12 protein-coding genes are annotated in these 12,471 nt (G+C 73.4%); 5 read left to right on the top strand and 7 right to left on the bottom strand.

Annotated elements, in window-relative coordinates; all coding sequences use genetic code 11:
- Positions 1 to 111 precede the first annotated feature (111 nt).
- Positions 112 to 816, top strand: coding sequence for a TetR/AcrR family transcriptional regulator (locus tag IE136_RS21150; RefSeq protein WP_158984813.1), 705 nt, complete (start codon positions 112 to 114; stop codon positions 814 to 816).
- 267 nt (positions 817 to 1,083) lie between these two features.
- Here IE136_RS21150 and IE136_RS21145 read toward each other — a convergent pair whose 3' ends face one another.
- Positions 1,084 to 2,307: an MFS transporter gene (locus IE136_RS21145; RefSeq protein WP_189601117.1), complete on the bottom strand. Its 1,224-nt coding sequence runs from the start codon at positions 2,305 to 2,307 to the stop codon at positions 1,084 to 1,086.
- A 270-nt stretch (positions 2,308 to 2,577) separates the two neighbouring features.
- Entirely contained in the window at positions 2,578 to 3,270 is a 693-nt protein-coding gene (locus IE136_RS21140) for an HhH-GDP family DNA glycosylase (protein ID WP_158984811.1), read from the bottom strand.
- 108 nt (positions 3,271 to 3,378) lie between these two features.
- Here IE136_RS21140 and IE136_RS21135 point away from each other — a divergent pair, with 108 nt between their 5' ends.
- A complete protein-coding gene (locus IE136_RS21135) occupies positions 3,379 to 4,605 on the top strand; it encodes an ROK family protein (RefSeq protein ID WP_158984809.1) in 1,227 nt (408 codons plus the stop codon).
- A gap of 74 nt (positions 4,606 to 4,679) precedes the next feature.
- Complete coding sequence (locus tag IE136_RS21130; RefSeq protein ID WP_158984807.1) at positions 4,680 to 5,450, top strand: SAM-dependent methyltransferase; 771 nt, start codon at positions 4,680 to 4,682, stop codon at positions 5,448 to 5,450.
- 174 nt (positions 5,451 to 5,624) lie between these two features.
- Here the strand turns inward: IE136_RS21130 and IE136_RS21125 are convergent, their stop codons facing one another.
- Complete coding sequence (locus IE136_RS21125) at positions 5,625 to 6,227, bottom strand: ATP-binding protein (RefSeq protein ID WP_158984805.1); 603 nt, start codon at positions 6,225 to 6,227, stop codon at positions 5,625 to 5,627.
- A gap of 194 nt (positions 6,228 to 6,421) precedes the next feature.
- The gene (locus tag IE136_RS21120; protein WP_158984803.1) at positions 6,422 to 6,727 is read right to left on the bottom strand and encodes a hypothetical protein; all 306 of its coding nucleotides are present in this window, start codon (positions 6,725 to 6,727) and stop codon (positions 6,422 to 6,424) included.
- Between the two features lie 183 nt (positions 6,728 to 6,910).
- On the opposite strand from IE136_RS21120, the gene cds1 reads away from it, so the two are divergent.
- Positions 6,911 to 8,053, top strand: a complete 1,143-nt coding sequence (gene cds1 / locus IE136_RS21115) for an L-cysteine desulfhydrase Cds1 (RefSeq protein WP_189601116.1) — start codon at positions 6,911 to 6,913, stop codon at positions 8,051 to 8,053.
- Here cds1 and IE136_RS21110 read toward each other — a convergent pair.
- The 3 genes from IE136_RS21110 to IE136_RS21100 form a co-directional block, all read right to left on the bottom strand.
- Positions 8,013 to 8,549 (bottom strand): SRPBCC family protein, encoded by a 537-nt coding sequence (locus IE136_RS21110; RefSeq protein WP_189601115.1) that lies wholly within the window; start codon positions 8,547 to 8,549, stop codon positions 8,013 to 8,015. The two genes, cds1 and IE136_RS21110, sit on opposite strands and share 41 nt — an antisense overlap.
- A 97-nt stretch (positions 8,550 to 8,646) precedes the next feature.
- Positions 8,647 to 9,087: an SRPBCC family protein gene (locus IE136_RS21105; protein ID WP_189601211.1), complete on the bottom strand. Its 441-nt coding sequence runs from the start codon at positions 9,085 to 9,087 to the stop codon at positions 8,647 to 8,649.
- A gap of 8 nt (positions 9,088 to 9,095) precedes the next feature.
- Positions 9,096 to 9,926, bottom strand: coding sequence for a DeoR/GlpR family DNA-binding transcription regulator (locus tag IE136_RS21100; RefSeq protein WP_158984795.1), 831 nt, complete (start codon positions 9,924 to 9,926; stop codon positions 9,096 to 9,098).
- A gap of 135 nt (positions 9,927 to 10,061) precedes the next feature.
- Between IE136_RS21100 and IE136_RS21095 the strand changes: the two genes are divergently transcribed.
- The coding region (locus tag IE136_RS21095) for a hypothetical protein (RefSeq protein WP_189601114.1) at positions 10,062 to 12,471 on the top strand (2,410 nt) is incomplete at its 3' end.

Raw genomic sequence — 12,471 nt, 5'->3', positions numbered from 1 at the left:
TCTCGTTTGTGAGCGCTGCTCTCACTAAACAGTGTGCATGGATCGGCCGCCCGTATCAAGAGCACTGCTCTCATTTTAGTGCGGTGCTCCGAGAGGTGGCACACTGCTCTCATGACCAGCGTTCAAGGAGCCCGCGCTCGCGCCCGGATCGAGATCACCGCGGCGATCAAGGACGAGGCGCGCAGACAGCTCGCGGCGGAGGGCGCCGCCAAGCTCTCCCTGCGAGCTGTCGCCCGCGAGCTCGGCATGGTGTCCTCCGCGCTCTACCGGTACTTCCCCAGCCGGGACGACCTCCTCACCGCGCTCATCGTCGACGCGTACGACGCCGCCGGCGCCGCCGCCGAGGAGGCGGACGCCCGAGCAGCCGGCGCCGACCCGCGCGACCGGCTCGCCCGCTGGGTCGCCGTCTGCCGCGCCGTGCGCTCCTGGGCCGTCGCCCACCCTCACGAGTACGCCCTGATCTACGGTTCCCCCGTCCCCGGCTACTCCGCCCCCCAGGACACCGTCGGTCCCGCCTCCCGCGTCGGCCTCGTCCTGATCTCCATCGCCCACGACGCCTTCACCGGCGACGGGATCGCCCCGCCGCCGCTCCCCGCGGACCTGCGTCCCGAGGCCGAACGGCTCGCCGCCGACCTCACACCCGACCTGCCACCGGCGCTCTCGGTCGCGCTGGTCGCCGCCTGGTCGCAGCTCTTCGGGCTCGTCTCGTTCGAGGTGTTCGGCCAGTTCAACCGCATCGTCGAGGACCGGGAGGCCTTCTTCACCGCCGCCGTCACCCGCCTCGGCCGCGACATCGGCCTGCTTCCCCGCACCTGACGCTCGGCGCCGACAGGGCGTACTCACGGGGGCCGCGTGTGGTCACCTCGCCCGGCCGACACCCGCCCCGCCCCTGCCCGTGCCGATCCAGCGGGCGGTGCTGCCCCGGATGCCGGAGGAGACCCTTCCTGAGGCCCCGCCGGGGAACTCCGCTGCCAGGTGATGGCCGACGTAGGCCACCCGAGGCGGGCGGGCGGGTGGGCGACGCGTCGCCCGCCACGGAGACCGCGCCGTCGCGCGTCGGGGCGGGCGCCCTCCTGCGTGCGACTACTCGACCGGTACCGGTACCCGGGCGTTCCGGGCCGCGTAGCCGATGACGGCCGCGCCGGCCGCGAGAACGGCCACCGTGGTCAGGGCCAGGGGCAGCGAGAACCAGTCGGCGAGGAAGCCGATCGAGGGCGGGCCGAGGAGCATGCCGCCGTAGCCGAGGGTGGAGGCGGCGGCGACACCGCTGGGACCGGCGAGCGCTCCGGCGCGGGCCACGGCGACCGGGAAGATGTTGGCGAGGCCGAGACCGGTCACCGCGAAGCCGAGCAGTGCGAGCCAGATGCTCGGCGCGAGCGCGCCGAGCAGCATGCCGCCGGCGGCCGTCGTCCCGCCCGCGACGAGGGTGCGGGTCTGGCCGAGCCGTTCGAGCAGCGCGGTGCCGGAGAGCCGGCCGACGGTCATCGTCAGCGCGAAGAGCGAGTAGCCGGCGGCGGCGACGCCGGGGTGCGCGTGCAGGTCCTGCTCCAGGTGGAGCGCGCCCCAGTCGGCCAGGGCACCTTCGCCGTACGCGGTGCAGAGCGCGATCACCCCGAAGACCACGACGAGACCGCGTGAACCCGCAGCACCCTGGGGCCGGTCGGAGGAGGCGGAGATCTGCTCCGGCGGGGCGGGGGAGGGCTGCCGGAGCAGTACGGGACCGGCCGCGGCGGTCAGGAGCAGACCGGCGACGGTCAGGCCGAGGAGGTGGGCCGCGGGGGAGACGCTGCCCGCGACGAGTCCGCCGATGCCCGCGCCGAGCATGCCTCCGAGGCTGAAGGCGGCGTGGAAGCTGGGCATCACGGGCCGGCGCAGCGCGGCGACGAGGTCGACGGCGGCGCTGTTCATGGCGACGTTGATGCCGCCGTACGCGGCACCGAAGAGGAGCAGCACGAGACCGAGGGCGAGGGGGGAGTGGGTGAGGGCGGGCAGGGCGATGGAGAGTGAGAGCAGGACGGCGGTGGCGACCGTGACCGCGTGGCTGCCGAAGCGCCGGCAGAGGCGGCCGGTCAGCGTCATGGTCACCACGGCACCGGCGGACACGCCGAGGAGCGCGAGCCCGAGGTCGCCGGCCGAGGCCCCGGTCTGCTGCTTGATGGCAGGGATCCGGACCACCCAGCCGGCGAAGAGGAAGCCGTCGAGGGCGAAGAAGAGAGTGAGGGCGAAGCGGAGGCGGGACAGGGAGGCGGCGGTGTCTCCGCCTGGGCCCCCCGGAACGGCCGTCCGTACTTTGTTTAGTAGCGGCACAAACTCAGGATAGGGGCGCGGAGGGGTGGTTTTCAAGCGGGCCTCGCCGAGCGCGGTCGCGCGGGCCGGGTGCCAGCGCGCGCTCGCTGTCCGGCCTGATCGACAACACCCCTGGGCCGTGTCCGTGAAGTCCCGCCTGGCCCGCGGCGCCTGGCACGCACTCTCGCCGCGTTGTCGTGATCACCCGAGTACGCCCGGTACGAGGGCGACCCTCCGCCTTGCGATCGCACGCACCGGACGCCGCGGGCCCCGCCCTGCGGGCAGACGGCGCTACCTTCCGGACACGAGCTGAGTGGCGGCCTCGCCCTTGCCGTGACGGGCGGAGGATGGGGTCTTCCGTTCCAGGGACGCCCGCACCAGCGCCGCCGCCAGGTGGGGGAGTTCCTCGCGGGAGACCAGCTCGGCCAGGGCGGCGGCGTCGGAGGGGAGGTGGGCGCGGCGTGCACCCTCGAGGGCGCGGGCGTCCAGGTAGGGGGCCACTTCCGGCCAGATTCCCTGCACCTCGCGCAGGAAGATGTCCGCGCCCGCCGGGCCGACGCCCGGCATCTCCTGGAGCGCCGACCGCAGGGCCTCCACGTCCCCGTCCGCCGCCTTCCGCATGCGCCGCAGGTCCCCGCCGTACTTCTCGAGCACCAGCTCGGCCTCCTCGCCCAGCTGCGTCGCCGTCCGCTCGTCGTAACGCCGGTAACCACCTTCGCCCAGCGCGTCCACTCGTTGCCGCCGGCTCGCCTCCCGCATGGCCCGCGGGCTACGCATCCCCGCGTCGAACAGTGCGGCGGCCGCGGCGATGGCCGTCGAGGCGCGGATCCGCGCGCTCAGCAGATGGGCCAGGACGAGCAGCTGGTACAGCGGCTGCGGAGTGTCCTTGAGCCGGACACCGGCCTCCTCGGCGTACGTCTCGCGCCCCTGCTCCGCCAAGAGGTCCCGTACGCGCGCCGCTGCCGCCGTCTCGGAGCGTGCCATGCCGCCTCCCATGACGCCTGTGGTGACTCCGCCGGTTTCCGCGGCGCCGCTACCCGCCCGTCCGCCCGGCAAACCGTTCCGCCCTCCGATCATGGGAGACTCGCCTGCATGAACGGCAAGGCGACGACGACCAGGACACGGCTGGACAGGGGGCGCGGCGCGCTGGGGCCCGCGCTGGAACTGGTGCACACGGGCCGCGCCCCGACCCGCGCCGTGCTCACCGCCGAACTCGGCGTCACCCGCGCCACCGCAGGCGCCGTCGCCGCCGAACTCGAGGCCCTCGGCCTCATCCGGGTCGACTCCAACCCCGGCGCCGCCGCCGGGTCCCAGGGGCGCCCCTCGCACCGCCTCGCCGTCGACGAGAAGGGCCCCGTCGCCCTCGCCGCACAGGTCCATGCCGACGGCTTCCGCGCCGCGCTCGTCGGCCTCGGCGGCACCATCGTGGCGACCGCGCCCGGCTGCGTCACCGTCTCCGCCGACCCCGCCCAGGTCCTCGGCGCCGTCGTCGAGGCGGGCGCCGACCTGCTCCGCGAGAGCGGGCGCCGCTGCGTCGGAGCCGGGCTCGCCGCGCCGTCGGCCGTCGCCGAGCCCGAGGGAACCGCCCTCAACCCGCTCCACCTCGCCTGGCCCGCGGGTGCGCCGGTGCGGGAGATCTTCGCCGAACGTGTCCGCGCCGCGGGCATCGAGGGCCCCGCCTTCACCGGCAACGACGTCAACCTCGCCGCGCTCGCCGAGCACCGGCACGGCGCCGGCCGTGGCGCCCGGGATCTCCTGTGCGTCGCCACCGGCCACCGCGGCGTCGGTGGCGCCCTGGTCCTCGACGGCCGCCTGCACACCGGCAGTTCCGGTCTCGCGCTCGAGGTCGGGCACCTCACGGTCAACCCCGAGGGCCGCCCCTGCCACTGCGGCAGCCGCGGTTGCCTCGACGTCGAGACCGACCCGCTCGCCTTCCTCACCGTGGCCGGACGCGACCCCGGGCCCGAGGTCTCGCTGCTCCAGCAGGCGCGTGACCTGCTCCGTACCAGCCCCGACGACCCGGGCGTGCGGGCCGCGACCGAGGAGCTCATCGACCGTCTGGGCCTCGGCCTGGCGGGTCTTGTGAACATCCTCAACCCGGACCGGATCATCCTCGGCGGCCTGCACCGCGAGCTGCTCGACGCCGACCCCGACCGGCTGCGCGCGGTCGTCGCGGACCGCAGCCTGTGGGGCCGCAGCGGCGGAGTGCCGATCCTCGCCTGCACCCTCGACCACAACAGCCTCGTCGGAGCCGCCGAGTTGGCCTGGCAGCCGGTGCTGGACGATCCGCTGGCCGCGCTCGGGAGACCGGAGGCCTGACGAGGAGCCCATCTCGGCCAGGCCGTTGCCGAAATCGCTGGTCAGCCGGGCCTGGACGAACTAGCGTCCGGATCATGACCGACACCTACGAAAATCACCCCCCGCGCCTCGGCAGCCTCACCTTCCACGGGCCGCTCTCCGAGGCCCGCGCCACCCGCATGATCGAGCGGCTCGCAGCGAACGCCCCCGCCACCGTGCTCGACATCGGCAGCGGCTGGGGGGAGTTGCTGCTGCGCGTTCTCGAGGCAGCACCCGGATCCACCGGCGTCGGTATCGACATCAACGCCGAGGACCTTGCCCGGGGCCGGGTCCTCGCCAAGGAGCGCGGGCTCGCCGACCGCGTCGAGTTCGTGGAGGAGTCGGCGCTCGGCACCACCCGCGGGCCGGTCGACGCGATCCTCTGTCTCGGCTCCAGCCAGGCCCTGTGCGACCCCGAGCAGCCGCACGACCCGGCCGTCGCACTGCGTGAGCTGCGGCGTCTGGTCAAGCCCGGCGGCCGGGTCGTCCTCGGTGAGGGATTCTGGCAACGGAAGCCCACGCCGGAGGAGTTCGCCGGGATGTGGCCCGGCGCGCACGAGGGCGACCATCTCCTGCTGGGTCCGCTCGTGGACCTCGCGATCGAGGCGGGCTTCCGGCCCGCGTGGATCGAGACCGCGAGCGCCGAGGAGTGGGAGGAGTTCGAGTCGGGCTACCGCCACGACACCGAGACGTGGCTGGCCGCCCACGCCGACCACCCGCTGGCGGCCGAGACACGCGAACGCGTCGACCGCCAGCGCTCCACCTGGCTGAACGGCTACCGGAACGTCCTCGGCATGGCGTACCTGACCCTGGTCCCGGTCGGCTGACGGTCCGCGAGCCGGTCGCGTACGGCGGACCATGAGGGCGCGGCTCGGCTCTGCCGGGCCGCCCCTCACATCGGCCCTTTCCCGGATCCGGCCCGCCCCGCACCCCGGCCGTGCTTCCCATGGTGTACAGCCGCCGGCCGCTTCACCGCCACCACGGCCTCTCCGAGGCGGGCGTCAGCCCGCGAGGGCCGAGCGGGCGGCGGCGGGGGTCAGGACCGGTGCCGCGGGGGTGCCGAACGGGATGCCTTCGAGGCTGGTGCCGTGTGTGCCGTGGAAGGGGCTGTGACCGGCGAAGGGGCCGTCGGTGGTCGCGCCGTACACCGCGTGCGAACGGGAGGGGACCGCCACGGCGGGCGTCGGAGCCGACAGGGTGAACCAGATGACCTTCCCGGTCTCGCCGTGCGGGCGGATGCCCCAGCTCTCGCTGACCGCCTCGATGATGGCCAGGCCGCGCCCCGACGTGGCGAACTCGTCGACCTCACCGTGGTTCTCGCACCTCGGCCCGGCGCTGATGTCCGGCATCCGCGGGTCGTGGTCGTGGACGGAGACCGTGAGGCGGTCGAGCAGCAGCTCGATCTTCACGGTGCACCTCTTGTCCGGCTGTGCGTGCCGGTGAACGTTGGTCAGGAGCTCGGTGACACCGAGCGCCGCATGGTCGATCAACGCATCGAGATGCCAGTAGCGCAGATGCGCCGATACGATTCTGCGGACCTGACCGATCCGCGACGGCAGGGCCTGGAGCTCCACCGTGCAGTGCCTGCTTGGCTCGCTGATCACGGCTGCGACTCCCCGAAGTAGGTCCGGAAGAAGACGAAGGTTCGGATCTGAACTTGCGCTGCGCACGGCGGCGGGCTGGATCACAGCGTCACCGCCGGTAAACCCTCGGTGAGGTGGTTCCAGCGTGAACCAGTGGTGACCGCCCCGCAACTCGCCGCGACCCACCGCTGGTCAGGCCGCTGTCTTCGTACCGCTCAGTCGTCCTTCGTCGCCCTCTTCAGCGCTTCGAGGAACCGTCCGGGGCCCGACGCGCGGTCCCGGCGCCCCTCCATGGTCAGGCGGTAGCGCGTCCCGTTCACCGTCGCCACCGTCTCGTCCGCCTTCGCGAACCACGGCCGCCCGGCCCGTACGGAGGCCACCGGCGCGCTGTCGATCTCGCTGCCGTAGCTGGTCAGCAGCGACAGCCGCCCGTCCTCGATACGGACCTCGCCCGCCCGCGTCAGCGAGCGGGGCCAGCGCTCGATCCGTACCCCCGTCGCCGTGAACTCCGGCTCCGTCATGTCACTCCGCCCCTTCGCACCGGTTGCTCCGACCAGTGTGCCCGGGCACCGGGCAAGTACGCCAGAGGCCCCCTCCCGGCGCTCCTGCAAGGGACTCCTATGGACTCCCAAAGTGAACGTTTGCGCAGGTGAGGGAGATATCGTCACCAGTAGGGACCGTTGTGGGACCGAGGAGAGGGACGCATGAGCACCACGGAGAACAACACGGCTGCCGAGAGCACCGCGCCGGCGGGGACCGTCGACGTCGACCGCAGCGACCCGGCCTACCGCGCCTGGCTGAAGGAAGCCGTCCGCAAGGTCCAGGCCGACGCCAACCGCTCCGCCGACACCCACCTCCTGCGCTTCCCGCTGCCGGAGAAGTGGGGCATCGACCTCTACCTCAAGGACGAGTCGACCCATCCCACCGGCAGCCTCAAGCACCGCCTCGCCCGCTCCCTCTTCCTCTACGGCCTGTGCAACGGCTGGATCCGGCCCGGCAAGCCCGTCATCGAGGCGTCCAGCGGCTCGACGGCCGTCTCCGAGGCGTACTTCGCCAAGCTGATCGGCGTGCCCTTCATCGCGGTGATGCCCCGCACCACCAGCCCGGAGAAGTGCAGGCTGATCGAGTTCCACGGCGGCCGCTGCCACTTCGTCGACGACTCCCGCAGGATGTACCAGGAGTCCGCCGCCCTCGCCGAGCGGACCGGCGGCCACTACATGGACCAGTTCACCTACGCCGAGCGGGCCACCGACTGGCGGGGCAACAACAACATCGCCGAGTCGATGTACCAGCAGTTGAAGCTGGAGCGCTATCCCGAGCCCGCGTGGATCGTCGCCACCGCGGGTACCGGCGGCACCTCCGCCACCATCGCCCGGTACGTGCACTACATGCAGCACGACACCCGTATCTGCGTCGCCGACCCCGAGAACTCCTGTTTCTTCGACGGCTGGACCCACGACGACCTCCAGGCGACCGCCGACTGCGGCTCCCGCATCGAAGGCATCGGCCGCCCCCGCATGGAGCCCAGCTTCGTCCCCGGCGCGATCGACCGGATGATGAAGGTCCCGGACGCCGCCAGCGTCGCCGCCGTCCGCGCCCTGGAGACCGCGATCGGCCGCAAGGCGGGCGGTTCCACCGGCACCGGACTCTGGAGCGCGCTGAAGATCGTCGCCGAGATGGTCGAGCACGGCCGCACGGGCAGCGTCGTGACCCTGATCTGCGACCCGGGCGACCGCTACCTCGACAAGTACTACTCCGACGCCTGGCTCGCCGGACAGGGCCTCGACATCGCGCCGTACGCCGCCACTATCGACCAGTTCCTGAAGACGGGTGTCTGGCCGGAATGAGACGCCGGTCCAGCCGTCGCATCGCGTCACGGAAGGACATGCCGACACCCGGGCGCGCCAGGCGCATCACCGTGAGGAAGGCGGACGGGCCGTCGGCGGCCATCGTCCAGCGGACCCGTGTGCCGGAGCCGACGGGGGAGAGCACCCACTCCTCCAGCATGGCTCGCACGGCCGGGGCGTTGGTCTCGTCGACCCGGTAGGCGTACCGCGTGTCCGGCTCATGGGCCATGATCGTCTCCTGGAAGAAGACACCGCCCCGCAGCCGGACCGCCCGCCCGGCGCCGCCCCCGGTCGGCATGGCCGAGACGACGGCCCGGAACCAGGAGGGCCAGCTGCCCACCTCCTCGGCCAGCGAGCGGTGGACGGCCGAGGGCGGCGCCGCCAACGCGGCCGTGAAAACCAGGCGTACGGGCGCGGACGAGACGAACTCGAGCTCCACGGGATCGAGTCGGCGTCCGGAGCGGAGCGCGGAGCGGTGGGGCGGTCGACGTGCCATGGTCCGTACCTCCGGGGATGAACGGCGGTGAACGGCGGTGCGAGGGCCGCCCCACTCTAGATGTCGGACCGTCAGATGTGCTTCCGGCCCGTGCAGTTCACCGCCGGGACCCCAGCAGACCGTCCATGACCCGGCCGAACATCAGCCGCCCCGCGAGCGCCAGTACGGGATCGAGGACCCGAGGAACCCCCCGTACGGCGAGCTCCTCGGTCCACACCACCCGCGCGCCCTCCGGCGTCCCGTACACCTCGATGCCGGCCCTGCCGCGGACGACCCGCCCGCGCTTCTCCAGCAGGCAGACGCCCGCCCGCCCCGGCGCCGGCGGCTCCCAACGTACGACCTCCATCACGTCGTCGAAGGCCAGAGGCCCGACGCCGGTACGGGCCGCGAACCTGGTCCTCACCCCCGTGGGCCCCGTGGTGAGCACCCGGGTCCGGGTCAGCGGTACCCGCGCGCCGTGCGCGGGCCAGTCGGTGAGCCGTCGCCACGCCTCCTCGACCGGCAGGGCCGTGGAACGCTCGATCCGGAAGGGCCGCACCGTTCCCCTCACTCCTCGTCCTCGCCCGCCACCACAAGGCCCGGCAGATGCTCCACCATCTCCTCCCGCGTCTGCGGCGAGAGCCCCGGGTCCGTCACCAGCGTGTCCACCTCGTCGAGCCGGGCGAACGAACTCAGCCCCACCGTGCCCCACTTGGTGTGATCCGCGACCACCACCACCCGGCGGGCCGAGCGCATCAGATGCCGGTTCGTCTCCGCCTCCGCCAGATTCGGGGTCGACAGACCGGCCTCCACGGAGACCCCGTGCACCCCGAGGAACAGCACGTCGAAGTGGAGCGACCGGATCGCCTGGTCGGCCACCGGTCCCACCAGCGCGTCCGACGGCGTCCGCACGCCACCCGTGAGCACGACGGTCGCCGCACCGGGCTTGGACTCGGCCGCGGCGCCCTGGCTGCGCTGCGCCGTGTGGAAGACATCGGCGACCCGCACCGAATTGGTGACCACCGTCAGATCCGGCACGTCCAGCAGATGCCCCGCCAGCGCGAACGTCGTCGTACCACCCGACAGCGCGATCGCCGAACCCGGCGCGACCATCCGCGCCGCCGTCCGGGCGATCTCGTCCTTGGCGCTGAGTTCGAGCGCCGACTTGGCCTCGAACCCGGGTTCGTGCGAACTCGTCTCGACCACCGGTACCGCGCCGCCGTGCACCTTCTCCACGACACCCTGGCGCGCCAGCGCGTCCAGGTCCCTGCGGACCGTCATGTCGGAGACATTGAGCCGCCGTGTCAGCTCATTGACCCGTACACCGCCGCGCCGCCGTACCTCGTCCAGAATGAGGGCGCGCCGCTGCTCCGCGAGGAGATTCTGATGGTCGCTCACCACCGGGGCCGGTCCTTCCGAAGGGGACTAGGGGATTGGCGTCGGATTCCGTGAGAGGCGGTGCGCACGCGCATGCCCTTCCGCGATCCTGTTGCCTGACGACGAATCCTCCCACCCAGAGAGCGAGACACCGAAGTGTCCCCTGCCACACCTGCCCCGAGGATCGGGGAAGCGGCGCTCGAGCTCCTCGTCCACGGTGTCGGAGGAGCAACGCCGCAGGCCATGCTCGACGACCCGCGTACGGTACGGGTCACCGGCGACACGACCGCCGCCATGCACCGCCGCGCCGACGACCTCGACGCGGAGGAGCACCCCGAGCGTTACGCCGAACGCCCGGTCCCTGAGGCGTACTGCTGGTCCAACCTCACCTCCGGCAACGGCACCCGCGCCCTCTGGCTGCTGCTTCTGCCGTTCATGGTCGTCAACCTCGCCCACTGGATGCGGCCGCCGACCCAGGACCGTCCGCGTCTCGTCCGGCTCTACGGCGTGCTGGTCCGTCTGGTCGCGCTCACCCTCACCGTGCTCCTCACCGCCGCCGCCTGCGAGGTCGCGCTCGATCTGACGGCCTGGCAGTGCGCGGGGGCGGCCGCCTGCGCGGAGGAGCGCTCCTGGCTGGGCTTCCTCTCGGCCGAGCGGGGCGGCTGGTGGTCCCAGCCGGGCCGCCGGCTCGCGCTCGCCGCCGTGGTCCCGGCAGCGCTGGTGGGGCTGCTCTGGTACCTGTCGAACCGCACGTGGAGCGCGTACGAGGCCCAGCGCCCGCCGATGGGGTACGACGACGCTCCAGCCGCCCCCCTCGCTCCCGCACCGGGCGCCTCGACGGGTGAGCCCCTCGACGGCCCAGACACCGCCGAGGGTCCGGACGCCCCGGAAGCCCCCGACGTCTCCGACCCCCTGTCTCCGGCCGCGCAGCGGCCCGCCCTCGGCCGCCCCGGGTTCTGGTACGGTCGCCGGCTCGTCGCACGGCTGCGCGCCGCCCACACCGCCGCCGGCTTCCTGACCGTCGCCGCCGCCCTCACCGGAGCCGCCGCCCGCCACGACCGCGCCGCGCCCGACTCCCTGCGGGAAATCTTCGGCTGGGCGCTGCAGTCGGCCTTCGTCGTCCTAGGGGCAGTCGTCCTCTGGGTCGTCTGCCGTCGGGGCCGCAGCGAGAAGCGCCTGGACCTGCGGCTCGAGCGGACCCTGGTGTCCTGGCTGCCCGGCGCCTCCCTCGCGCTGCTCACCCTCGCCGTCCTCCACGCCGGCTGGTCCCGTCCCCGCTGGCGCTCCGGCGGGACGCTCCCCGGAGACGTCACCTTCGGTGTGCTGACGCTGGCCCAGGGCGGCCTCGTCGTGGCCCTGGGCGTCGTCGCCCTCCTTCTGCACCGCCCGCACCGTGACCCCCGTACCGCCCTGTACGGGCTCGGCGGCCCGGCCGTCGCCATGCTCGCCTGTGCGCTGGGCGGGGTGATGTCCGGCGGCGTGGCCCAGCGTGTCGCCGACTGGCTGGACGGCGCCGGAACACCCGGCATGGGCCACGGCTCGCTCGTCGGCCCGCCCGTGCTGCTGAGCTGGCAGGCGTCCGTCATCCCCGTGCTGCTCCTGATGCTCCTCGCGCCGAGCGTGTTCCTCGTCGTGCGGACCGCGCGCGCCGCCCGCCGCCTCGGACCCGTCGTCGAGGCCGAGTACGGCACCGAGGACCCCGACCCGGTCCGTACCGCACGAATCGCCGCGACCCGCGCCCGCGCCTCGCTCACCGACTCCGCGCCCGTCCTCGTCGGCATCGTCTCCGGCGCCACGCTGCTGCTCGGCGCCGGGTCCGTCGCCGGGGCGTGGGCCAGCGGGAACGTCCCCGGCCGCGCCTTCGACGGTGCCCACCCCGCCGTTGCCGCCGCCGCGGACACCGCGCAGTCCCTCGGCTCCTGGATGATCGGCTTCGGCTTCATACTGTTCGTCACCTGGGGCCGCCGCGCCTACAAGGACCCCTCCGCCCGCCGCACCATCGGCATCCTCTGGGACGTCGGCACGTTCTGGCCACGCGCCGCCCACCCCTTCGCCCCGCCCTGCTACGCCGAACGAGCCGTCCCCGACCTCACCTGGCGCATGAGCGCCTGGACCCGGCACACAGGCGGCCGGCTCGTGATCTCGGGGCACTCCCAGGGCAGCGTGCTCGCCGCGGCCGCGGTCTGGCAGCTGCCGCCCGCGACCCGCCGCAGAGTCGCCCTGCTGACCTACGGCTCCCCGCTGGAGCGGCTCTACGGACGCTGGTTCCCCGCCTACTTCGGCCCCGGACCGCTGCGGGCCCTGCACCGCACCGTCCACTGCTGGCGCAACCTCTACCGGGCCACCGACCCGATCGGCGGCCCGGTCCGGGTGCCCGCCGAGGGGCCGAAGCCGGCCGTCGACCGTGACGTCCTGCCCGACCCGGTCGTCTACGGCCGCACCCACGCGCATCCGTTGCCGGAACCGGTCCTGGGCCACTCCGACTACCAGGCCGACCCGGCCTTCGCGGACGAACGGTCCGGGCTCCTGGACCGTTTGCTGCCCGCCATGCCCCGCCAGCGCCCCC

Origin of the sequence: Streptomyces lateritius (assembly GCF_014649715.1) — a bacterium.
Classification (GTDB): Bacteria; Actinomycetota; Actinomycetes; order Streptomycetales; family Streptomycetaceae; genus Streptomyces; species Streptomyces lateritius.
The sequence above is the reverse complement of the archived record's forward strand: the minus strand, read 5'-3'. Positions and strand labels throughout refer to the sequence as shown.

Bases quoted from the DNA above. Each gene is read 5' to 3' on its own strand.
- IE136_RS21110 (WP_189601115.1), bottom strand. From the start codon at position 8,549: ATGGCACGTCGACCGCCCCACCGCTCCGCGCTCCGCTCCGGACGCCGA.
- IE136_RS21135 (WP_158984809.1), top strand. From the start codon at position 3,379: ATGAACGGCAAGGCGACGACGACCAGGACACGGCTGGACAGGGGGCGC.
- IE136_RS21140 (WP_158984811.1), bottom strand. From the start codon at position 3,270: ATGGCACGCTCCGAGACGGCGGCAGCGGCGCGCGTACGGGACCTCTTG.
- cds1 (WP_189601116.1), top strand. From the start codon at position 6,911: ATGAGCACCACGGAGAACAACACGGCTGCCGAGAGCACCGCGCCGGCG.
- IE136_RS21120 (WP_158984803.1), bottom strand. From the start codon at position 6,727: ATGACGGAGCCGGAGTTCACGGCGACGGGGGTACGGATCGAGCGCTGG.
- IE136_RS21150 (WP_158984813.1), top strand. From the start codon at position 112: ATGACCAGCGTTCAAGGAGCCCGCGCTCGCGCCCGGATCGAGATCACC.
- IE136_RS21130 (WP_158984807.1), top strand. From the start codon at position 4,680: ATGACCGACACCTACGAAAATCACCCCCCGCGCCTCGGCAGCCTCACC.